The sequence below is a fragment of the Saliniramus fredricksonii genome, from assembly GCF_900094735.1.
Classification (GTDB): Bacteria; Pseudomonadota; Alphaproteobacteria; order Rhizobiales; family Beijerinckiaceae; genus Saliniramus; species Saliniramus fredricksonii.
The window spans coordinates 793,402-815,927 of the sequence record NZ_FMBM01000002.1 but is presented as its reverse complement, the minus strand read 5'-3'; the positions used below and the strand labels follow the sequence as shown (position 1 = coordinate 815,927).

Below are 22,526 nucleotides of genomic sequence, written 5' to 3'. Positions count from 1 at the left end.
CTGAAAACACGAACAAACCGGCGAAAACAACGCTTTGCCGGCATCCAGGCGGGAAAAATCAGTTCCCGCACATAAAGAGGGGAGTAGACGATGATGAGGACCAGAAAGAATCACGGTCGGTCGACTGTCGCCATTCTAAGTGTGGCTGCGGCGCTCGGTCTCAGCCTCGGCATGACGGCCCATGCACAAGAACCAAGGCAGGGCGGCACCCTGATCTACGCCAACAATTCAGGGCCAGGAGCCCTGGATCCGCAGATGTCGGCCAGCCTCGTCGAACTCGAGGTGATCCATCACATGTATGAAGGACTGGTCACGATCGACGAGGTCTACGACACGGCCAAGATGCTCGCCGAGAGCATAGACATCAGCAATGACGGCAAGACTTTCACCTTCAAACTTCGCGAAGGCGTGCTGTTCCATGACGGGAGCGAGATGACGTCGGAAGATGTTCTGGCAACCTTCGAGCGCTACGCCAGGATCAGCCCCAACGCTTCGGCCCTGGCCAATGTGGAGCGCTACGAGACGCCCGATCCATACACTTTCATCGTGCATCTCAATGAGACCAACGCCGTCTTCGTCGATGTGCTGAAGACCCCGGTTTATCCTTTCGTGATCCTCCCCGCCTCTCACAGGGATGTGGAGCCGCGGCAGATCGAGCCGATCGGCACCGGACCGTTCAAGCTCGGCGAATGGGTGCGCGACAGCCATCTGGTGATCGAGCGCTTTGACGACTATGTGGCCGACGAGCGCTTCGAGCCGAGTGGGTATTCCGGCCGCAAGACGGTGCATCTTGATGCAGTCCGTTACAATTTCATCCCAGAGGCGAATGCCCGTGTGGCCGCCATGCAGACGGGCGAAGCGCACATCACAACCGCTCTTTCGGCGGAGATTGCAAGACGGTTCGATGGTCAGGAAGGGGTGCGCGCTCTCACCGTGTTTCCTTTCTGTCAGCACTATCTGATCGTGCATTCTCAGCAGCCGCCAACCGATAATGCGTATATCCGGCAGGCGATCCGAACCGCCGTCAATGTGGAAGACATCATCGCCGTGACGGGTGAAGAACCGCGCCTGAACCACTCCATGGTCTATCCGGGCGGGGCCTATTATGGCGGGGAAATCACTGCGGGCAGATACAACCAGAACGATCCCGAAGCGGCGCGTGCGCTCCTTGACGAAGCAGGGTATGCCGGTGAGGAGATCCTGCTTCAGTCCAACAACAACTATGATTACATGCGCGATTCGATTCTGGTGCTGTCCGAGCAGCTGTCAGCGGCCGGAATGAACGTCCGCGTTGATCTGACGGACTGGACAACGAATGCTTCAAACATGCAGACGGGCGCCGGCGGCTGGAACGTTTCCACGACGTCGTTCTGCTCGAATCCACTGTTGGGTCCGCAGCAGTGGCAGACGATGATCTACAACTTCCCCCACGTCAAAGATAACAACGTCCTCGATTCCGCTTTCGAGAAATTCTACACCTCGCTCGATTTCGAAGATCGCAAGGACGCATGGCTGACCATCGAGCAGGAAGTTCTTGATCAAGCATACATGATCAAGGTCTCTGATCGCGGTTCAACGCGGGCGATAAACTATGAAAAACTCCAAGGGTTCAGCGAATATTACATGAACTTCTTCTGGAATGTCTGGCTTGAAGAGTGATACACTCTTGACCGTCAAGCAATCGGCTTGCTGACAACTTTAAACATCAGGAAGCCGTCATCTGCCGAAGGCCCGGTCGGGCCTTCGGTCCGCAGTCTGAAAACGAAAAACACAGCATGATCCGCCTTACTGCATTCCGACTGGCCCAAGCGATCCCTGTCATGGCGCTCGTGGCGATCTTGACCTTTCTCCTGATGCACCTTCTGCCGGGAGATCCAGCGGTCATTATCGCTGGCGATGGCGCTGATCCGCGTGCGATCGCACAGATCAGGAGCGATCTCGGGCTCGACCGGCCGGTCCTCGAGCAGCTGTGGATCTGGTTGTTCAACGTCCTCCAGGGGGATTTCGGTCGCTCCTTGATGCTCAACCAGCCTGTCACAACGGCGATCGCCGAACGCCTGCCGGTGACTTTTTCCCTGGCGCTGGTCTCGTTCATGATCACCATACCCGTTGGAATCATCCTTGGGGTGGTTGCGGCCTGCTACAGAGATAGCTGGGTTGATACCTGCGTCATGGGAATAGCCCTGATCGGCGTCTCGGTTCCCAATTTCTGGCTGGCGATCCTGTCAGTCATCCTGTTTTCGGTGACGCTGGGTTGGCTTCCTTCCGCCGGCTACGTGCCTATCTCGAACGGCCTCTGGCCCTGGTTCATATCCCTGCTGCAGCCCGCCATGGTGCTTGCCCTCTTCCAGATCGGCTATCTCGCGCGCATGACGCGCTCGGAGATGCTCGAGGTGCTGGACCAGGATTTTATCCGAACGGCACGGGCGAAAGGCGTTTCGGAGATATCAACGATCGCCAAGCATGCCTTCCGCAACACACTTGTGTCCGTCATCACGGTTTCGGGGTATATCTTCAGCCTGCTCGTCGGCGGCTCGGTCGTGATCGAGCAGATATTTGCGCTCCCCGGGGTGGGGCGCCTTCTCGTGCAGGCGATCATGGCGCGCGACTTTCCTGTCGTTCAGGGCGCCTTGCTGTTTCTTGGCTTTGCATTCGTCCTGATCAACGTCCTTATCGATCTCCTCTACGCAGTCGTCGATCCGCGGGTGCGCTATGACTGATATGGTCAACTCGAGCTCTCCAGGTGCAGTCGTGCTGCCGGTTGCCCGCCCGCCGGCCAGTCCGTGGCAGATCACGGTGAAACGGCTGTTGCGGCACCGCTCCTTCAAGGCGGGCGCGGCGATCCTGAGCCTGATCATCGCGCTTGCGCTCCTTGCACCGTTCATCAGCAACGGCTCGCCGAACGCAATGTCGATCGCAAACCGCTTCACAGCCCCGTCGTTTGCGTATCCCTTTGGCACCGATAATTTCGGACGCGATATCTGGACAAGAGTTCTTTACGGCGCACGGATATCCTTGTGGATCGGCCTCTCGGTAGCCCTGCTTGCAGCAGCGGGAGGAGCGGTCGTGGGCTTGTGTGCGGCCTGGTTCAGAAGGCTCGACAGCCTGTTGATGCGAGTCATGGACGCACTTCTTGCATTCCCGGCAATTCTGCTCGCGATCGGTATCAGCGCCGCGCTGGGTCCTCAGCTTTCCTCGGTCATCATCGCGCTGACAGCTGCCTATATTCCACGCTGTGCGCGGATTGTGCGCGCATCCGCTCTGGTGATCAGGGAACTCGACTATGTTGACGCAGCCCGGGTCAGTGGCGCCGGGAGTCTGCGGATCATCTCCCGTCATATCCTGCCGAACTGCATGGCGCCGCTGCTCGTCACGCTGACTTTCATCTTCGCCTACGCAATCCTCGCGGAGGCGGCGTTGAGCTTCCTCGGTATCGGCACGCCGCCACCGCATCCGAGTTGGGGAAACATCGTGGCGCAAGGGCGCGACTACTCGGTCGAGGCCTGGTGGATCATGCTGTTTCCGGGGCTGGCGGTCAGCATCTCGGCTCTGGCCATCAATCTTCTCGGTGACGGTCTGCGCGATGTGCTTGACCCCAGGCTCAAGGTCGAAGGATGAGGCGCATGATGGAACCAATTCTCGACGTTCGCGATCTTGCCGTCGATTTTCGCAGTGACGACGGCTGGGTGCATGCTGTCGATGGGGTGAACTTCGCCCTGGCCGAAAACGAGGCGCTCGGAATTGTCGGCGAATCGGGGAGCGGCAAAAGCGTGACGGCGCTTTCGATCCTTCGTTTGCACGCGCGGCGCAATACGCGCCTGACGGGACAGATCCAGTTCGGCGGCCAGGATCTCCTTTCGCTCCCGGAAAACAAGCTTCGTCGCGTCCGCGGCAAGGATGTCGCAATGATCTTCCAGGATCCGATTCATTCTCTCAATCCCGTCCTGACGATTGCTGACCAGATCGGTGAGACACTGCGCATCCATCAGGGTCTCGATCGTACAGCAGCGCGCAAGCGCGCGATCGCTCTTCTCGATCTTGTCCGGATCCCGGACGCGGCGCGGCGGGTCGATGAATACCCGCATCGTCTTTCTGGAGGTCAACGGCAGCGCGTCATGATTGCGATCGCCATCGCATGCCAGCCGCGCCTTCTGATCGCTGACGAACCGACGACGGCGCTCGACGTCACCATCCAGACACAGATCATCGAACTTTTGCGCGAGCTACGTTCGGAGTTTGGAATGTCGGTCATTCTCATCTCGCACGATCTTGGTCTGGTGGCGGAGTTCGCGGATCGGGTGATCGTCATGTATGCGGGGCAAATCGTGGAGAAAGGGTCCGCCGCGACGCTGTTTCGACGACCGGTCCATCCATATACGGAGGGCCTTTTGTCGGCGATACCCGATATCGATGCTGACAGCGAGCGATTGGCGACGATTCCAGGTTCCATACCAGAACCCGGCCGGCGACCAACGGCGTGTCGTTTTGCACCGCGCTGTCGATATCACCAACTCCCTTGCAGTGAAACAGCCCCGGAAATCGCGCTTGTTGCGCAGGATCACGAAGCGCGGTGCCCGGTTCGCGCACGGCAACTGGAGGGCGCGAAATGAGCGTACGGATTGTTGAGGTGCAAAACCTGAGCTGTGAATTTGCCGCCGGGCGCGGGCGGGACGGTCGTCGGCAGAAACTGAAAGCTGTCGATAATGTTTCATTCGATGTAGGGCGAGAGGAAACCCTTGGCCTGGTGGGAGAATCCGGGTCAGGAAAATCAACTATTGGCCGGCTTCTTGTGGGGCTCCTCAAAGCCAGTTCGGGCGAGATCCGTCTCTTCGGGCAGTCCGCGACAGGGCCTGGCGATGCGAAGGCGTTGGCCAGGGTCCGAAAGCGCATTCAGTTCATTTTCCAGGATCCGCATGCAGCCCTCAACCCGCGAATGCGTATCGGCGACGCGATTGCCGAACCGCTTGATATCGCGGGCGGCTGGTCGAAACGCGACCGCGCTGACCGCATCGGCGAATTGCTGGAAATGGTAGGGTTGTCGCACAGCTTCGCGATGCGCTTTCCGCATGAGTTCTCAGGCGGTCAGCGGCAGCGCATCGTCATCGCGCGCGCGCTTGCGCTCAATCCGGAATTCGTCGTCTGCGACGAACCCGTCGCGTCGCTCGACGTCTCGATGCAGGCTCAAATCGTCAATCTTCTCAAAGACCTTCAGGAACGCCTTGGGCTCAGTTACCTGTTCATTGCACATGATCTCGCCGTGGTGCGTTCCGTGTCGCACCGCGTGGCTGTGCTTTATGCCGGCCGGATCGTGGAGATCTCCGAGAGGCGTAGCCTGTATCAGGATCCCAGGCATCCGTATACGCAGGCGCTGCTCGATGCCGTCCCGCGACCGCAAGTCGGACGTCGCCCGCCGCCGATCAAGGGCGAGATCATCAGTCTCATCGATCGTCCTGAGGGCTGCAGCCTGTGCCCACGCTGCCCCTCTGCAATGGAGATTTGTCGTCGCGTCGATCCTGCGCTGCGAGAGATCGCGCCGGGTAAGCATGTGGCCTGTCATCTCTATTCCTGATCCGATTTCTGCAGAAGGCGCTCCTCCAATGTCCCAATCCGATCTCCTGTTCCTCCCGGCGACCGAGGCCGCGGCGCGAATCCGACGGCGCGAACTGTCTCCAGTCGAATACCTTGACGCCATTCTCGCCCATTCTCATCGGCAGCAATCCCGGATCAACGCCTTCGCGACCATTTGCGACGAGCGGGCGCGCGCGCAGGCGCGGCAGGCCGAGGAGGCGGTGATCGCGGGCGCTCGGCTGGGGCCGCTCCATGGCGTACCCGTGCACGTCAAGGACCTGTTCCCGACGAATGGGGTGCGCACATCCTATGGATCCGCCATTTATGCGGACAATGTGCCGGATAGGGACGACGTGCTAGTGACGCGTCTCCAGGATGCAGGCGCCATTGTCTTCGCGAAAAGTCATACCCCGGAGTTCGGGCACAAGGGTACGACTGATGGTCCAGCATTCGGGATCACGCGCAATCCGTGGAACCTCGATCGAAACGCGGGTGGTTCCAGCGGCGGCGCGGCCGCAGCTGTCGCTGCCGGTTGCGGCCCGCTCGGTCTCGGTACGGATGGCGCCGGATCAATCCGCATACCAGCCGCCTATTGCGGCGTTGTGGGCCATAAGCCGACCTCCGGGGTTATCCCGTTCGAGACCGCGATCGACGCATTCTTTTCGTATGCGGCGGCGGGCCCTCTGTCGCGGACAGTTGCGGATTCGGTTTTGATGCATGACGTCCTGATCGGCCCGCACGCAGCGGACCCATTGTCGCTCGCGGCCCCGGATTTCTCGAGGCTGTCGCCGCGTTTAGTGGGGAACGACCTGAACGGCTTGCGTGTCGGCTGGATACCGCGCATGGCGAATCGGCTGGTCGCACGCGACGTCGAGGATAATGCGCGCGCCGTGCTCGACCTTCTCTCGGTGCGTGGAGCCGAAGTGGAAGAAGTGACTGAGGCCATAGACTGGATGGAAATCGCCGGTCGCGTGATGTATCAGGGCAATATCAGCGTTGCGTTCGGGAAATACGTCAAGGAGTGGGGTGCAAAAATGGACCCTGTCTTGCTGGCTTTCATTGAGCGGGGAAGCAAATATACATTGTCTGATTATCGTTCTGCGCAATATACGAGGACGGTTCTTTTTCGCACTATACAGAAACTCTTTGAGCGCTACGATGTCCTAGTCTCACCGACGCTAACGCGTACCGCGCTTGCCGTCGATTTCGACGTCGCAAACGACGAGGTGATGGTTGATGGCGAACCGAATGGCATCACCCGCCAGGGCATGTCTCCCTACGCTTATCCCTTCAACCTGACAGGTCATCCGTCTTTGGCTCTCCCGTCCGGCTTCGCAACGGATGGACTTCCCACCTCCGTCCAGCTCACCGGACCCTGGTATTCCGATCTCGACATGTTCCGGCTTGGCGCGATCATTGAAGCTGATCGTCCATGGGCGCAAGACCGTCCCCCGGAAGCGTGAGGTGCAAAAATGGCCAAACACCGCGACCACGCTCGTCCCGAATTCACGGACGCCAACCGGCGAGCCCGCAAAGTGTCCGTCATGCATCCGGACGACGCCTGGCATCTGGGGCATTGGTACGAGGCGCCGCGGGAAGATCCCGCTTCACCGGAAATCTACGTCTACACGGACGAGCTTTCCTTCTCCCCAGGACAGGATGTTGCTTTTCGCGCCTCGTGCACCGGAGTAACCTGGACACTTCAGATCTGGCGCGATGGTCTTCGGCCCGAGCTTGTCCATGAGGCCTTTGATCTTCCAGGAGCGTTCCATCCCATGCCGCCATGCGCCTACCGGGATGGCTGCGACTGGCCGGTGGCGCATGTCTGGCGGGCACCTGACGATGCGGCGTCCGGATTCTACCGTGTGGCCGCCTGGACTCAACGCGCGGACGGGTCTCGGTTTCTACAGCATCATTTCTTCGTCATCCGTCCGGACCCGGCCATGCCGCGCTCCGGACGCTTTCTGCTGATCCTGACCACCTCGACCTGGATCGCTTATAACGACTGGGGCGGATCGAATGCCTACGACGGCGTCGATGGTCCCAACGGGAATGCGTTCTCGCCTGTCCTCAGCACCTGCCGGCCTTGGACCCGAGGACTCGTCTGGCTGCCGCCGGGTGCGCCGCGCCTTTGCGATACCACGACCCGCGGCCCCTGGGACGCCCCGCGCTATCCCACCAAGGAATTCGCCTTCAGCAACGGCTTCGCGCAATACTACGCCTCTGCCGGTTGGGCCCAGTTCGAACGGCATTTCGTCGTCTGGGCCGAAGCCGAGGGTTACGCCTTCGACATGATCACCCAGCATGATCTGCATTTTCGGCCTGAGATCATTGAGGGCTATTCGTGTCTCGTCGTCGTCGGCCATGACGAGTACTGGACTCGCGAGATGCGGAAGACTATCGATCGGTTCGTTGAGGATGGAGGCGGCTGCGCCCGCTTCGCCGGGAATTTCTACTGGCAGATCAGGTTCGAGGATGAAGGTCGACGACAGGTCGCATACAAGAGCCGCGCGCGAGACGAGGATCCTGCGCCGGCGCATCTGCGGACAGGCCCCTGGGAGGATCCGGAAATCGGCTGGCCGGGGGCCGCGACCTTCGGAGTGAACGGTATGCGTGGTGTATATGCCTCTTGGGGCGGGTTTGCGCCACGTGGAGTCCGCGGTTTCACCGTCTACCGTCCCGGACATTGGTGTTTCGAAGGCCTCGACATGCATTACGGAGATCTGCTCGGACATGACGCCGGGATATTCGCCTATGAGGTGGATGGTCTCGAACATACATTCCGGTATGGCCTTCCCTACCCGACCCACGAGGACGGCGCTCCGCATGATCTGGAGATCATCGGGCTGTCTCCGGCCGTTTTTGCCGAGGAGATGCATGTCGGTGAAGGGCATCGTTACTATCTGAAGGATGGCGGGATCGCTTCCAAAGCGCGTCTGCTTTCCGGAGAAGCGACTCCGGAAGCCATTGATCGTCATCAATATGGCTGCGGCGTGATCGTGTCGTTCCCAAAGGGCAAGGGCGAGGTCTTTTGCGCGGGAGCCAGCGAATGGGTGTCCGGGTTGGCGAAGCAGGACTTTTACGTTCAGGGCGTGACGCGAAATGTCCTCGATCGGTTTCTCAGATTGCAAGACGAGGGCAGCGATGGTCACGTTGAGTCTGGTCTTCGCAGCTGATCGTTTCGCTTGATATCCGCCTTCGACGCGTCGATCACCATTGCTTAGCAAGGTGGGTTCTCGCGTCACGAGCGATCAAGGGAAGAAGTATGGCCTCGTCAGATCACGTATAAAATTCCTGCGATAGGTGCGGGGCGCGGTGAGGAAGCGGGACTTGAAGGCGCGCGTGAAGGCTGTGGGCGATGCGAATCCTGTGGCCATGGCGATTTCCGTGACTGACAGTCCCGAATACATGAGCAGGTGGCGCGAAGCGTCAAGACGGATTGCGAGGTAGCGGCTAGACAAGGTTTTTCCCAGATCGCGCCGCGACAGGCTTTGCAGTTGCCTTATCGAGATCCCGATCATCTCAGCCAATTCGGGAATGCTAAGGGGCGCTTCGATGTTCTCTTCCATGAGCCTGTTGACAGCGCGAAGATGCGGGTTGGCTATGAAAGTCTGGCCGCCTAACGGGCTCCCTTGGAGCGTAGTATCCGGCCGAGCACCGGCGCTGATCAGATCCGCGGCCACGAAGCGCGCCACCATCGAGCCGTGATCCCGCTCAACCAGCGCAAGAAACAGATCATGGCAGGCAAGGTGGCCGCCACATGTCAGTCGCGTACCGTCGATGACATAGATTTCCTCTCCGAATTCGACACGCGGAAATTGTCCGGCGATAGAAGGCCGCACTTCCCAATGCGTCGTGGCTCGGCGCCCGTCGAGAAGGCCTGCTTCGGCCATAAACACGGCGCCGTAATCGATGCCGCAAAGATCGACTCCCCGTCGCGCGTGCAGGCGAAGCCAGCGCTGAAGACTTCGCTTGTATTCCTCAGGCTGGTCGTATGAGGAGGCCGTCACGGCGAGATCGAGAGGAATGGCCTCATCAAACGTTGCGTCCGGAACGATGCAGATTCCGATCCCGCTCCGCACCGGCGCGCGCGTCGGCGCTAGAAAAATGAACTCATAGGCCGGGCGCTGCAGGAATCGATTGACCGACCTGAATGGTTCGCAGGCGAGCAGCACGGAGGACAGAGACATCGCAGGCGATACAGCCACGCCTACGCGTCTTTGCTTCAACTCGGCCGGAACCGCCTGTTCATGCCGAGATGCATCAATCCGGGGCATTGAATTTCCCGTTTCTCTTTGGCCGCCGCTGCGTTTCGTGTCGAAAACACTGCGCTTTATGGCAAGCATGTCAAGTCATGGCGGCTCTACACTCCGTGGTTGGAAGTGACTTCCTGACAGGTAATTCTGCAGGTCGGCAGCGGAGGATCAGGGCGGCGTTGAATCAGATTCGCTATGTGGTTGGGCGCGTCTCGCGCGCAAAGTGAAAACGAAAAGCCCCAGGCCTGGCATGTCAACGATCGGGCGATATCGCAACAGAGGAGAACGAGGATGTCATTCATTGGTTTTTTCAAGGGGGCAAGATGCGCCACCCCGCCGGTACTGGCGTTCGGCGCCGCAATGATGATGCTTTCGCACGCTACGCTACCCGTACAGGCGCAGGCGCAGGAAGAGACGATCGTCATCGCGCGCGACATGGATCTGGATACGCTGGATCCGCATCGAGCGTTCTGCGACACCTGCCAGATCTACCTCAGTGCGGTTTATGAGCGGCTGGTGGATCTTGCGGCGGACAATCGCAGCATCGTCCCTCTGCTGGCTCGCGAATGGTCGATAAATGATGACCAGACGGAATTCACGTTCAATCTTGATCCGGACGCTCGGTTCGCTGACGGCGAAACCGTGACCTCAACAGACGTCAAATGGAGTCTCGAGCGACTGAAGAACCTGCAGGGCAATCCCTCCTTCCTGATGAACGGCGTCACAGATATCGACGATTCCGATCCGGGCGTGGTTGTGATTCGCACCGAGGCGCCGAATTCCGAATTGCTCGGCATCCTTGCGGCGCCTTATGCAGCGATTGTGCAAAGCGAGCTCGCGATTGCGAACGGCGCGGTGTCAGGTCCCGGCGCGGAATCCGACGACCAGGCTGAGGGATGGTTTCTCTCCAATTCCGCCGGTAGCGGAGCGTTCGTTCTGTCAAGCTATGCGCCGGACGATGAGTTGAGGCTTGTCCGTAATGACGAATATTGGCGTGAGGCTGGAGCCATCCGCCAGGTCGTCATCCGCCAGGTGAAGGATGCCGTGACGCAGGCGCAGATGCTTGAGAGCGGCGCGGTGGATATCGCGATGCAGGTTGACGCCGATATCGCGGCGACGGTTCGTGCCCCGAACGTCATCGTGGAAACCGTGCCTTCATTCAACTTCGTCTACATCGCCTTCGGCGCCGGAGCCGACGGGATGCCGATCGAAATGTCGCGCACCGTCCGCGAGGCGCTGGCGTTGGCGATCGACTACGATGGCGCGATCGAATTCGTTGTCGGCGGCGCCGGGGCGAAGCAAGCCGCTCCGATCCCTAACGGCTTCCCTGGAACCCAGAACCTACCATTGCCCGAACGCGATATTGGTCGTGCACTGGCGCTTCTCGCGGAGGAGGGGCATGAGAACGGGTTCACCCTTGAAGCGGTGTATCCGTCTGTCAATGTCTACGGCGTGGATCTCAGCCTGCTCATGCAGAAGGTTCAGCAGGATCTTGCAGATGTAGGCGTCCAGTTAGAACTGCAGCCGGTTACGTTCGCCGTCTGGCGTGAGCGGATCATGGCGAGCGGTATTCCCGTCACCGCTGTCTACTATGCGCCGGACTATTTCGGATCCGGCCAGTATGCGCAGTTCTTCGGCATGCAGGAAGGCTCGCCATGGCATGGGCGCGCGCATGCTGCGAAGGCCGAGAGGGTGACCAATCCGCGTATGGCTGAATTGCTGGAGGCGGCGCTCGCGGCGCCCTCCGATCAGATCGAAGCCGCCTTCCAGGCAGTGGCTGAGGAAATGATCGAGGACCGGATCATCATCCCGATCCTCAGTCCCAACCTGATCCTCGCCTATCGTGACAACTTGCAGGGCATGCGCTACAGCGCCTGCTGCAATCTCCCTCTCGGCGAACTGTCCCTCGACTGACCTCGTTGACGGGCGGCGAATCTCACGGTGCGCCGCCCATCCTTGCAGTGCTTTTCTCGACTTTTGTGGCGACATTCTTTGAGGCGCGGGAGCGGAAATGACGGGATTTATGGTGCGACGGCTGATCGCGATGCCGCTTCTGCTCCTTGGCGTCGCCACCCTGGCGTTCTTTCTCACGCACGTTACCAAGGCGGATCCGCTCTCGGCCGTCGTGAGCGAGCGTCAGATGAACAACCCGGCGGTCGTCGCCGCCGCCAAGGCGCGATGGGGACTGGATCGCCCGCTTCCGGAGCAATACGTCGTCTATATCTCGAATCTGGCCCAGGGAGAGCTGGGCACGAGCTTTCGTACGCGCCGACCGGTCAGCGACGACATTTTTGCGCGCCTCCCGGCGACGCTGGAACTCGTCCTCTTCGCGATGGTCTTCGGGGTCTTTGGTGGTGTCTGGCTGGGGATCGCCGCAGCGCACTGGCGGGATTCGGTCATCGATCACACGGCCCGCCTATTCGCCCTAATCGGCTCGTCCATGCCCGTGTTCTGGACTGGGCTGATTTTGCTCTACGTGTTTTCCGTCGCGCTTGGGTGGCTTCCAGGGCCGGGTCGAATAGATCCAAGAATCGCCTCTCCCGCCGCCGTAACAGGCTTCTACACGGTCGATTCCTTGATCGCAGGCGATCTCGAGCGATTGCAAGTTTCAATTGCTCATCTGTTGCTGCCGGCTTTCGTTTTGGGATGGGCGGTCATGGGCATTATCTCGCGACTGGTGCGCGGGTCAATGCTGGATGTCCTCGAGCAGGACTACATCCGCACTGCGCGCGCCAAAGGCGCCGGCGAGCCGCGCGTCCTCGTGCGGCACGCACTGCGAAACGCCCTAATCCCGACCTTGACCATCATCGGGCATTCCTTCGCCTATCTGATCACCGGGGCAGTGTTGACGGAGACCATATTCTCCTGGCCAGGCATCGGATCCTATGCGGTCGATAGCGCGCGATCCCTCGACCACCCGGCAATCATCGGAGTCACTTTGATCGGAGCGACGGCCTTCCTCCTTGCGAATCTTGTGACCGACATTCTTTATGCGGTGTTTAATCCGCGAATCCAGCTCGGCCGTGGCGATGCTTAGGATGCGTCTTCAATCCTTCGTCAGACCCGGTTGGCTGACGCTTCCAGTCCTTGCCGGTATGGCGGTGATCGGTTTCTGGGTCATCACCGCAGTGAGCGTCGAGCTTTGGGGCTTGCCGGATCCCCTGCGCACGGTCGCACGCCGGCTGCAGCCGCCATCCGCCGCTCACTGGCTGGGCACTGACGCGCTCGGGCGCGATGTGCTGAGCCGAACTCTTTATGGCGCGCGGTACTCGCTTGTCATCGCGTTGATCGTAGTCAGCGCGGCTGTCGCGTTCGGCGCTTTGCTGGGCGCGCTTGCGGGGTTCTTCGACGGTATCGTGGATACTGTCATCATGCGCCTGGTCGATGTGACCCTAGCCTTTCCGCCGGTACTCCTCGCCATGGCGGTTGCCGCGACCCTGGGGCCAGGTCTCGAGAACGCCGTCGTCGCCTTGATCGCCGTCTGGTGGCCAATCTATGCCCGAATGATGCGCGCCCAGGTGCTCGAGGTGAAGACCCGCGAGCATGTGGAAGCGGCTATCGCCGGCGGCGCCACCAGAATTCGCCTGCTATGGAAACACATCCTGTCTCTCTGCTGGACCCCGATCATGATCAACGCGACAATGGATATCGGGCAGGTGATCCTGCTTGCCGCTGCTCTGAGCTTCATCGGACTGGGAGCAACCCCACCGACTCCGGAATGGGGCGCGATGATTTCCGACGGTGCGACGCAATTCTATTCTTGGTGGATAGCCTTTGGCCCTGGCATGGCCATTCTCACGATCGTGCTCGGCTTCAACTTTATCGGCGACGGGCTGCGCGATCTATTTGATACGCGCAAAATCCGATGACATTCGCCCAGAGTCCAGCGAACGCAGCTTCGGCGCTTGAAATCCGAAAACTGTCCGTGACATTCCCGGGCGGCCTGAAGGCCGTCCGCGAAGTAGACCTGACATTGTCCGAGGGAGAGATCCTCGGTGTTGTGGGCGAATCAGGTTCCGGCAAATCCATGACCCTGCTCGCAGCGATCGGTCTTGCCCCGCGCAACGCGATCGTGACGGGTTCGGCCCGCCTGAATGGGGAGGAGCTAATCGGAGCGCGCCCCGAGCGCCTGCAAGCACTACGCGGCAATCGGATCGCGATGATTTTCCAGGATCCACTCAGTGCACTCAATCCCGTATTGACGGTCGGCGAGCAGATTGCGGAAGCGATACGTCTGCATCGCCCGAAGCTGAATACGCGCGCTGTCGGCGAACGCGTCGCGGAGCTCCTTGATATCGTCGCGGTTCCCGAGCCGCGCCGGAGAGCGCGACAGTATCCTCATGAGTTCTCGGGCGGCATGCGTCAAAGAGCGATGATCGCAATGGCGATCGCCAATGATCCAGCGATTCTCATCGCGGACGAGCCAACGACAGCGCTCGATGTAACGGTTCAGGCGCAGGTGATCGCGGTACTGGATCGACTGCGACGCGAACTTGGGATCGGCGTCGCTCTCGTCACGCATGATCTCGGCGTCGTCGCCGGGACAGCCAACCGTGTGGCGGTCATGTATGGGGGCGGGGTGGTCGAGGAGGCGTCGACGGATGACCTTTTCGCGCGGCCGTTGCATCCCTACACCCATGGTCTGATAGCGTCTCTGCCACGGGTCACGGATTCAGGCGGGCGGCTGAGCGGGATTCCCGGGGCTCCGCCGATGCTGTCGAACCAGCGTCATGGCTGCGTCTTCGCACCGCGATGCCACATGGCGCAGGCGCGCTGCTTTGAAGAGGAGCCGCCTCTGCGAGCGGTGGCGCATGGGCGCAGCGCGTGTCATTTCGCGGAAGTCGCTCACGCGCCGGAGCCTGAAGAGGCCGCGCCTCGGGCCGAGCAATCCGTACAAACCTCCACACCGGTGCTCAGCGTGCGCGAGCTGACCAAGGAGTTTCGAGTTGCAACCGGATTGCTGGACAAGATCCTTCCCGGCCGCGCCTCCGGCCGATTGAGGGCGGTCGCAGGGCTCTCCTTCGACATTGCTCCCGGCGAAACGCTCGGGCTTGTGGGCGAATCGGGTTGTGGAAAATCCACGCTTGGGCGTTGCGTCCTGAATCTGGTTCGACCCAGCGGCGGCTCGGTCCGGTTTCGTGGTCAGGAACTTGTCGGTTTGTCGCGTAACGCCATGCGACCGCTACGCCGCCATCTGCAGATGGTATTCCAGGACCCTTTCGCCTCCCTTCATCCCAGGATGACCGTCAAGGAGATCATCGCCGAGCCACTCCGGCTTCTCGATATTGGGCTCGAGCGATCTGGCCCGAAGGTCGCGGAACTGCTCGATCTTGTGCATCTCGACCCGGTCTTTGGCAAGCGCTATCCGCACGAGCTCTCCGGCGGTCAGCGCCAGCGGGTGGGTATAGCCAGGGCACTGGCGTCTGAACCGGAATTGCTTGTACTCGACGAGCCGGTCTCGGCCCTTGATGTCTCGATTCAGGCCGGCGTCCTGAACCTGCTTGCCGAACTTCAGGACCGTCTCGGCATCGCCTACCTGTTCATCGCGCACGATCTTGCTGTCGTGCGTCATGTGTCCCACCGGGTGGCGGTCATGTATCTGGGACGAATTGTCGAGATTGCGCCAGCGCGGCAGCTCTATGGCGCTCCCATGCACCCCTACACCCAGGCTTTGCTGTCAGCTGCGCCCCTTCCGGATCCAGTGGCCGAGCGAAATCGCCGAGCACGGACGCTTGAGGGCGAAATACCATCGCCGATGTTCCCGCCCTCAGGGTGCCCGTTCCGAACGCGATGCTGGAAGGCCCAGCCAGTTTGCTCGGCTTCTGATCCACCTCTCGTTGAGAGTGACGGACACACGGTCGCCTGCCATTTTCCGGATGTGGAAGCGCCGCTTCCTGCGGAAGAGCGTCCAAGCCGGATTTCTCAAGCCTAGCAATGGTGTCTAGCTGATCGACCTTCTTTGCTAAGGGGTAGAACAATTCGGCGCCGGCAATCTTGCCGACAGGATGCGAAAGCATTTGACTGCCATGCCTACTCTGCCACTCTATGCCCCTCTCAAATGAGGCGGATATGACGCGCTTTAGTTTCTCCTACGACGAATCGCCACTCAATAATTCACTCGGTTTTCGAGAGGGTGCACAAGGAACCCATACGAGTCGCACGATGATGTCCACGGAGCTTGCGCGGCTGCTGGAAGCAGGTGCTGACGCCTCGTCCGCGCAACGGCTCATCGTTGAAGAGAATATCCTTGGAAAAGCAACCATGGCCGGACGACGCCTGGCCCTCCAGAGACTCCGTGAGCTGTATGCCCTTGATCGTACCGTTCCGGTCTATCAGGTCCTTGCTGATCTCTGGAAACGAGAGCCTCAATCGCTGCCGCAACTTGCACTCCTGGCTGCTCTTGCCCGTGATCCACTTCTGCGGGTGACTGCTAAGCCGATTCTGGTTCTGCCTCCGGGGCGTGAGTTGGTGCGTGATGAAATTCGGCATGCGATTTCGACTTCGGTCGGCGCGCGTCTCAATCCGGCCACTCTGGACAAGGTCGTCCGCAACACTGCCAGCAGCTGGACGCAATCCGGACATCTTGTCGGCCGTACATTCAAGAAACGGCGGCGAATCGAGGCGAAACCCGCAGCACTCGCCTTTGCGATCTGGCTCGCCCAGGCATCCGGCTTCACTGGTAATGACGTTCTTTCGAACGGATGGGTTACGACGCTCGACCTTGATCAGGAGCGTCTCGAAATCCTGCTGGAACGCGTTCGCGCTGCAGGTCTCGTGGAGATCCGTCAGCTCGGCCCACATGTGGAGATCAACTCCTCGCGCCTCCTGACTAGGGCGGCGGCATGATCTCGAAGATCGACCGTCTCGCCCGGGTCTTCGGGCAGCATGTTGCGATCGGCTGGCCGGCGAGCTCGTCCGGAGCCCAGCGGGTGATCATGATCGTCTACGATCCCGCCGATGAGCGGCTGCTGCGGCGCAAACTCGATGTTTTCGCTCACGAAGCCGCCGCCGCCGGCAAGAGCTGGAAGCCGCTCGACCTCACCTCTGTCTTCGCGGAGTGGATCGCAGCTCATCGCTACCGCGAGGTCTACTTCGAGGAGCCGGACGAACTGCACGCAATCGGCGAGGAGCGCATCGCTGCTGCGGCTGCGGAAATCATTGAAGCCGCACTTCGAGACGACACACACGGGCCGGACGCCATACTCGGTGTCATGGGCGTTGGCTCACTCTACGGATTTGCAAGCGTTGCCGACGTGCTTTCGCGCGTTGAACACGCAATTCAAGGCAGACTCGCCGTCTTCTTTCCTGGCCGCGTGCAGGATGGCCGGTATCGCCTGCTCGACGCCCGCGAGAGCTGGGACTATCACGCTGTATCGATTACCCTCGACGCCGCTGGAGACGCTTGATGAAGATTATTGCCGATGTCCTCGATCGTGATCCGCGGGAGAACCGGCTCATCAATAACGGGCAGGCCCGCATCGGCTCTGACGAGGTCGAAACGCGCGGCGAGCTGACGAGTTTCGTCTGCGAGGGGCGCTACGCGGATGGGATAGTCCGGATCTTGGAGAGTTTCACCCGCGATGTTGAAAAGTCGAGCCAGCAGGCGGCTTGGGTCAGCGGGTTTTACGGGTCCGGGAAGTCGCACCTGCTCAAGATGTTGACCTGTCTTTGGGAGAACCGCGCGTTTTCTGACGGCATGACGCCCTCGCAACTCGTTCCCGATTTGCCCGATGATGTGCGCGCGGCACTCAAGGAGCTCGAACGCGAAAGCACCCGCGCCGGTGGCACCTTCGCGGCTGCCGGCTCCATGCTCTCCGGCCAGGCCGAGCGACCGCGCTATTCCGTGCTCGCGATCATCCTGAAGGCCGCCGGGCTCCCCGGAGATTTCGGGCAGGCGCGCTTCGTGCTGTTTCTCAAGGAGCGCGCTATCGAGAAGGAGGTCCGCGCAGCGATCGAGGCAAAGGGTGGGACGCTGGAACAGGAGGTCGAGGACCTTTTCGTCAGCCCGCTGATCGCCGACGCACTCTTGAAGCTCGACAATACACTGGGCTCGACCACGAAGGATGTCCGCGATGCCATCCGGGCTCAGTTTCGCTCGCCCGGTTACGACATCACGAAGGATCAGTTCACCGACATGGTGCGCCGTGTGCTGCGCCTGCAAAGCCGGAACGACAAGCTCCCGCTCACGCTGATCGTTCTCGATGAAGTCCAGATCTATGTCGATAGCAGCCAGGATCGGGCCGGCGCGATGGCGGAGATTGCGGAGACGTTTGCCAAGGAGTTCGACAGCCGCGTCATGCTCGTCGGCGCCGGGCAGAGTGCGCTCACGGGCATGCCTCAGCTCATCCGGCTGCTCGACCGTTTCACGATCCGAATCCAGCTCGACGACACGGATGTCGAGACCGTCACGCGCAAGGTGCTCCTGCGCAAGAAGGCCGCCGAGCGCGATACGGTTGCGCAGGTCCTCGATATGCATGCCGCCGCGATCTCGCGCCAGCTCCAATCGACCCGTGTCGCGGAGCGCCCGGAGGATCGCGCGATCCGGGTCGACGATTATCCGCTCCTGCCAGTGCGGCGCCGCTTCTGGGAAGTGTGTTTCCGCGCCCTCGATCGCCAGGGAACGCAGGCGCAGCTGCGTTCGCAATTGCGCATCCTGCACGACGCGCTCGGTGACATCGCAACCCGCCCGCTCGGATCAGCAGTTGCCGGCGATGTGCTCTATGACGCGCTGAAGGCAGCCCTCGTCCAATCGGGCGATCTGCCACGCGATGCCTATGAGCGTATCGAAGCATTGCCGGCCTCATATCCCGGTGACGGTGCCCTGCCGAAGCGTATCGCGGCGCTGGCGTTCCTGATCTCGCGGCTTCCGCGTGAGTCGGGCGCGGATATCGGCGTGCGGGCAACGCCCGAGCACCTGGCCGATCTGCTGGTGGAAGATATGTCGACCGATCAGGGTGCGTTTCGCGCGCAGCTGCGCGATCTCATCGCCCGCATGACGGATCAGGGCGATCTCGTCGCGATCGGCGACGAAGTGCGCATCCAGACGGCGGAGGGGCGCGCCTGGGAAGAGGATTTTCGCAAGTATCGCGGCACCTATATCAATGATTTCGCCGCGATCGGCGACAAGCGCGACGCACTGATCGCGGACGCCCGCGATGCCATATTGCGCCATATCTCCGGCATCCACGGCGATTCCAGGGTTCCCCGCAAGCTCGTCCCGCATCTCGGCGACAAGCCCCCCGTGCCCGATGACCGCAATGTCCCGCTCTGGGTCCGCAGCGGCTGGCAGGTGAACGAGAAAGAGGCCCGCGATTCAGCCCGTGCCCTCGGCTCCGATGACGGCATCGTTCACCTCTATATCCCGAAGCCTCCCGGAACCGAGCTGCGTGACGCGCTCGCCGAGATGCTCGCGGCGCAGGCAACGCTGCAACAGCGGGGCTCCGGTCACGGATCGAGCGGCGAGGAGGCGCGTCGCGGGATGCTGACGCGGGAAGCGAATGCCGCGCAGCGTGCGCGCGATCGCATCAATGCACTGGTGAGCGAGGCCATCGTCTATGTTGGCGGCGGCGCGGAGATGAAGGAGGCGAGCCTCGGGGCGCGCCTCGAAGCCGCCAACGAAATCGCGCGCAAACGCTTCTTCCCGCGCTTCAAGGAGGCGGATTTTTCGAACTGGGACCGTGTCCGTCGCACGGCCCGCGAAGGCGGCGAGCAGCCCTTCTCGGCGATCGGCCATTCCGGCGATGCCGACCAGCATCCGGTCGGGCGCGCCATTCTGGGTGAGATCGGCGCGGGCCGCACTGGCGCGGAACTGCGTCGCACTTTCGAGCGCGCACCCTATGGCTGGCCGCAGGACGCCATCGACGCGACGCTGGTGGCCTTGTTGCGCCTCGGCAAGCTGAGAGCGACGCTCAACGGTGAGCCGACATCGCCGCAGAATCTGGACGCACCGAGCGTCGGGCGAGCGACATTCCAGGTCGAACACGTGGATATCGGACCGCGCGACAAGATCAGGCTGCGTGGTTTCCTGCAAAAGCTCGTCCCCGTGCAGAACCAGGACGATCTCGCCGCTCCGGCAAAGGATTTCATGAAGGCGCTGCGGGCGCTGGGCGAGAAGGCGGGTGGTGAAGCTCCGCTCCCGGCTGCGCCGCGGCTGACTTTGGAAGACGAAGCACAGGCGCTTTCCGGCAATGCACTGCTCAAGCTTCTGCTCGACCGGCGCGAGGAGATCGAAGGGGCGATCGAATCCTGGAAGGCGCGCGAGGAACTCAAGCAGAAACGGCTCGTGCGCTGGGCGATAGCCGAGCGGCTGGCGCGTCATGCAGAGGGCATCCCGGAGGCCGCGACGGCGCTGATCGAGATACGCGGTGTCAAGGAGGGCCGCCAGCTGCTGGAGGCGCAGGATCCGCTTTCCGCACCGATCGCAAAGCTGCGCGAAATCCTCGTACAGAAGCTGACAGTGGCGCACCGCACACTGTCCGAGCGGATGCGCGAGGCCTTCACGGAGCTCGGCAAGCTGGATGCTTATGCCGCGCTCGATTCCGGCGCCAAGGAGAATCTCAACCGCGATGTCGGCCTCGTCATCCCCAGCGCACCGAATGTCGAGGACGACGCGGCTCTGGCCGATGCCATGGATGCGCGTCCTTTCCACGCCTGGTACGACGCGCTCGATGCGGTGCGCGAACGCCAGGCCCGGGCAGCAGAGAAGGCGGCGCGCATGGCCGAGCCGACAGTGCAGACGGTGACGCTGGAGCGCGCCACTTTGCGCAGCGAGGAGGATGTCCGGGCCTGGTCGCAGCGCCAGGAAGAAAAATTGCTTGCCGCCATCGCGCGCGGACCTGCGCTCGTCGGGTGAATCATGCTGGACTGGCCCGCAAAAACACGCGCGCTCATCTCCCCTCTCCACGAGGGAGAGGGGAGCCGCCTCCATGAAGCGCAAGCCTGCATCTCCCCTCTCCCCGGTGGAGAGGGGCCGGGGGTGAGGGGCGGTGAAGGACAATCTCCGCCCTCGATGGCAGCGCTGTCCTCAACCGATGCACCCCATTCTGCACCCCCCTCACCCCCATCCCCTCTCCACGAGGGAGAGGGGAGCCGCCTCCATGAAGCGCAAGCCTGCATCTCCCCTCTCCCCGGTGGAGAGGGGCCGGGGGTGAGGGGCGGTGAAGGACAATCTCCGCCCTCGATGCCGGCGCTTTCCTCCACCGATGCGACCCTTTCTGCACCCCCTCACCCCCATCCCCTCTCCACGAGGGAGAGGGGAGCCGCCTCCATGAAGCGCAAGCCTGCATCTCCCCTCTCCCCGGTGGAGAGGGGCCGGGGGTGAGGGGCGGTGAAGGACAATCTCCGCCCTCGATGCCGGCGCTTTCCTCCACCGATGCGACCCTTTCTGCACCCCCCTCACCCCCATCCCCTCTCCACGAGGGAGAGGGGAGTCGCCTGCATGAAGGGCGCGCCCGCATCTCCCCTCTCCCCGGTGGAGAGGGGTCGGGGGTGAGGGGCGGTGAAGGACAATCTCCGCCCTCGATGGCAGCGCTGTCCTCAACTGATGCGACCCTTTCTGCACCCCCCTCACCCCCAACCCCTCTCCACGAGGGAGAGGGGAGCCGCCGTTTCAAAAACCAGGTAACGATAGCCGATCATGCCCATTGCCCTTGACCGCGATATCCGCCGTATCCTCGAACGTGTCGTGCGCGAAGCACGCATCGCCGCCGAAAAGGGGGCGCTGAACGCACTCAGTGAACTCGGCGTCGCCGATGCCAGGCGCCCCTCCTGGCTGACCCCCGAGCAGGCCGAACTGCGTAGACGCCTGCGGGCGCATGCCCGGGCGCTTGGCGACAATCTGAACCCCGATGATACGATGCGGCTCTCCCGGCTCGTGCGTGAGATCGCCTATGCTCATTGGCACCGGGCGCTGTTTGCGCGTTTCCTGCTGGAGAACGGCCTGCTCGTTGATGTCGAGGCCGGCAACGCCCCGGTCAGCGCGGCGGATATCCGTGCCATTGCCGAGGAGGAGCGCCGCGATGTCGCCGAGGTGGCCGCCGAATTCGCCGCCCCGATGCTGCCGGAGATCTTTCCCGCCGATGATCCCGTGCTCGCCTTGTCCCTCCCGCCCGAGGCCCGTCAGGCGATCGCGCAGCTCGTCGACGGGCTCCCCGCACAGACTTTCAAGGCGGACGACGCGCTGGGCTGGACCTATCAGTTCTGGCAGGCGGACCGGAAAAAGCAGGTGAACGAGAGCGAGGTGAAGATCGGCGCGGACGAGTTGCCCGCCGTCACCCAGCTCTTCACCGAGGATTACATGGTCCTCTTCCTTCTGGAGAACACGCTCGGCGCCTGGTGGGCCGGCAAGCAGCTCGCCGCCAACCCCGCGCTCGCCCGTGACGCTGCGGATGAAGAGGAGCTTCGCCGCAAGCTCTCGCCCGAGGGCTATCAATGGACCTATCTGCGCTTCGTGCGCGATTCCTCCCCTCTCCCCGGTGGAGAGGGGCCGGGGGTGAGGGGCGGTGAAGGACAATCTCCGCCCTCGATGCCGGCGCTTTCCTCCACCGATGCGACCCTTTCTGCACCCCCTCACCCCCATCCCCTCTCCACGAGGGAGAGGGGAGTCGCCTGCATGAAGGGCGCGCCCGCATCTCCCCTCTCCCCGGTGGAGAGGGGTCGGGGGTGAGGGGCGGTGAAGGACAATCTCCGCCCTCGATGGCAGCG

At 61.7% G+C, this 22,526-nt stretch carries 16 protein-coding genes; 15 read left to right on the top strand and 1 reads right to left on the bottom strand.

The genetic code is table 11. From position 1 onward, the window contains the following. Positions 1–171 precede the first annotated feature (171 nt). From GA0071312_RS10405 to GA0071312_RS10375, 7 genes are all read left to right on the top strand, one after another. Positions 172–1,659, top strand: coding sequence for an ABC transporter substrate-binding protein (locus tag GA0071312_RS10405; RefSeq protein ID WP_074446087.1), 1,488 nt, complete (start codon positions 172–174; stop codon positions 1,657–1,659). Positions 1,660–1,775: 116 nt separating this feature from the next. Continuing rightward, on the top strand, positions 1,776–2,720 hold the full coding sequence (locus GA0071312_RS10400) for an ABC transporter permease (protein ID WP_074444916.1): 945 nt from the start codon (positions 1,776–1,778) through the stop codon (positions 2,718–2,720). A 1-nt stretch (position 2,721) separates the two neighbouring features. After that, positions 2,722–3,618: an ABC transporter permease subunit gene (locus tag GA0071312_RS10395; protein ID WP_074444915.1), complete on the top strand. Its 897-nt coding sequence runs from the start codon at positions 2,722–2,724 to the stop codon at positions 3,616–3,618. Positions 3,619–3,626: 8 nt separating this feature from the next. After that, positions 3,627–4,610, top strand: coding sequence for an ABC transporter ATP-binding protein (locus GA0071312_RS10390; protein ID WP_238947294.1), 984 nt, complete (start codon positions 3,627–3,629; stop codon positions 4,608–4,610). After that, positions 4,607–5,569, top strand: a complete 963-nt coding sequence (locus GA0071312_RS10385; RefSeq protein ID WP_074444914.1) for an ABC transporter ATP-binding protein — start codon at positions 4,607–4,609, stop codon at positions 5,567–5,569. Before GA0071312_RS10390 ends, GA0071312_RS10385 begins: the two co-directional genes overlap by 4 nt. A gap of 28 nt (positions 5,570–5,597) precedes the next feature. Next, entirely contained in the window at positions 5,598–7,031 is a 1,434-nt protein-coding gene (locus tag GA0071312_RS10380; protein WP_074444913.1) for an amidase, read from the top strand. A 9-nt stretch (positions 7,032–7,040) separates the two neighbouring features. Then, positions 7,041–8,744 (top strand): N,N-dimethylformamidase beta subunit family domain-containing protein, encoded by a 1,704-nt coding sequence (locus GA0071312_RS10375; RefSeq protein ID WP_108721858.1) that lies wholly within the window; start codon positions 7,041–7,043, stop codon positions 8,742–8,744. A gap of 75 nt (positions 8,745–8,819) precedes the next feature. Here GA0071312_RS10375 and GA0071312_RS10370 read toward each other — a convergent pair whose 3' ends face one another. Next, complete coding sequence (locus GA0071312_RS10370) at positions 8,820–9,914, bottom strand: GlxA family transcriptional regulator (protein ID WP_083204494.1); 1,095 nt, start codon at positions 9,912–9,914, stop codon at positions 8,820–8,822. A 201-nt stretch (positions 9,915–10,115) separates the two neighbouring features. On the opposite strand from GA0071312_RS10370, the gene GA0071312_RS10365 reads away from it, so the two are divergent. From GA0071312_RS10365 to GA0071312_RS10330, 8 genes are all read left to right on the top strand, one after another. After that, entirely contained in the window at positions 10,116–11,738 is a 1,623-nt protein-coding gene (locus GA0071312_RS10365) for an ABC transporter substrate-binding protein (RefSeq protein ID WP_108721857.1), read from the top strand. Between the two features lie 97 nt (positions 11,739–11,835). After that, positions 11,836–12,861, top strand: coding sequence for an ABC transporter permease (locus GA0071312_RS10360; protein ID WP_074444911.1), 1,026 nt, complete (start codon positions 11,836–11,838; stop codon positions 12,859–12,861). Further along, complete coding sequence (locus GA0071312_RS10355; RefSeq protein ID WP_074444910.1) at positions 12,854–13,693, top strand: ABC transporter permease; 840 nt, start codon at positions 12,854–12,856, stop codon at positions 13,691–13,693. The genes GA0071312_RS10360 and GA0071312_RS10355 overlap by 8 nt, the downstream gene beginning before the upstream one ends. Continuing rightward, complete coding sequence (locus GA0071312_RS10350; RefSeq protein ID WP_074444909.1) at positions 13,690–15,756, top strand: ABC transporter ATP-binding protein; 2,067 nt, start codon at positions 13,690–13,692, stop codon at positions 15,754–15,756. Before GA0071312_RS10355 ends, GA0071312_RS10350 begins: the two co-directional genes overlap by 4 nt. A 137-nt stretch (positions 15,757–15,893) precedes the next feature. Continuing rightward, positions 15,894–16,670 (top strand): hypothetical protein, encoded by a 777-nt coding sequence (locus GA0071312_RS19670; protein ID WP_131817772.1) that lies wholly within the window; start codon positions 15,894–15,896, stop codon positions 16,668–16,670. Further along, complete coding sequence (locus GA0071312_RS10340) at positions 16,667–17,230, top strand: hypothetical protein (RefSeq protein WP_083204493.1); 564 nt, start codon at positions 16,667–16,669, stop codon at positions 17,228–17,230. Before GA0071312_RS19670 ends, GA0071312_RS10340 begins: the two co-directional genes overlap by 4 nt. Next, complete coding sequence (brxC, locus tag GA0071312_RS10335; RefSeq protein WP_074444907.1) at positions 17,230–20,676, top strand: BREX system P-loop protein BrxC; 3,447 nt, start codon at positions 17,230–17,232, stop codon at positions 20,674–20,676. Before GA0071312_RS10340 ends, brxC begins: the two co-directional genes overlap by 1 nt. A gap of 783 nt (positions 20,677–21,459) precedes the next feature. Beyond that, entirely contained in the window at positions 21,460–22,488 is a 1,029-nt protein-coding gene (locus GA0071312_RS10330) for a hypothetical protein (protein WP_074444906.1), read from the top strand. Positions 22,489–22,526 lie beyond the last annotated feature (38 nt).

Coding starts and splice junctions, on each gene's coding strand:
- GA0071312_RS10405 (WP_074446087.1), top strand. CDS start 172: ATGACGGCCCATGCACAAGAACCAAGGCAGGGCGGCACCCTGATCTAC.
- GA0071312_RS10400 (WP_074444916.1), top strand. CDS start 1,776: ATGATCCGCCTTACTGCATTCCGACTGGCCCAAGCGATCCCTGTCATG.
- GA0071312_RS10395 (WP_074444915.1), top strand. CDS start 2,722: ATGGTCAACTCGAGCTCTCCAGGTGCAGTCGTGCTGCCGGTTGCCCGC.
- GA0071312_RS10390 (WP_238947294.1), top strand. CDS start 3,627: ATGGAACCAATTCTCGACGTTCGCGATCTTGCCGTCGATTTTCGCAGT.
- GA0071312_RS10385 (WP_074444914.1), top strand. CDS start 4,607: ATGAGCGTACGGATTGTTGAGGTGCAAAACCTGAGCTGTGAATTTGCC.
- GA0071312_RS10380 (WP_074444913.1), top strand. CDS start 5,598: ATGTCCCAATCCGATCTCCTGTTCCTCCCGGCGACCGAGGCCGCGGCG.
- GA0071312_RS10375 (WP_108721858.1), top strand. CDS start 7,041: ATGGCCAAACACCGCGACCACGCTCGTCCCGAATTCACGGACGCCAAC.
- GA0071312_RS10370 (WP_083204494.1), bottom strand. CDS start 9,914: ATGCTTGCCATAAAGCGCAGTGTTTTCGACACGAAACGCAGCGGCGGC.
- GA0071312_RS10365 (WP_108721857.1), top strand. CDS start 10,116: ATGTCATTCATTGGTTTTTTCAAGGGGGCAAGATGCGCCACCCCGCCG.
- GA0071312_RS10360 (WP_074444911.1), top strand. CDS start 11,836: ATGACGGGATTTATGGTGCGACGGCTGATCGCGATGCCGCTTCTGCTC.
- GA0071312_RS10355 (WP_074444910.1), top strand. CDS start 12,854: ATGCTTAGGATGCGTCTTCAATCCTTCGTCAGACCCGGTTGGCTGACG.
- GA0071312_RS10350 (WP_074444909.1), top strand. CDS start 13,690: ATGACATTCGCCCAGAGTCCAGCGAACGCAGCTTCGGCGCTTGAAATC.
- GA0071312_RS19670 (WP_131817772.1), top strand. CDS start 15,894: ATGACGCGCTTTAGTTTCTCCTACGACGAATCGCCACTCAATAATTCA.
- GA0071312_RS10340 (WP_083204493.1), top strand. CDS start 16,667: ATGATCTCGAAGATCGACCGTCTCGCCCGGGTCTTCGGGCAGCATGTT.
- brxC (WP_074444907.1), top strand. CDS start 17,230: ATGAAGATTATTGCCGATGTCCTCGATCGTGATCCGCGGGAGAACCGG.
- GA0071312_RS10330 (WP_074444906.1), top strand. CDS start 21,460: ATGCCCATTGCCCTTGACCGCGATATCCGCCGTATCCTCGAACGTGTC.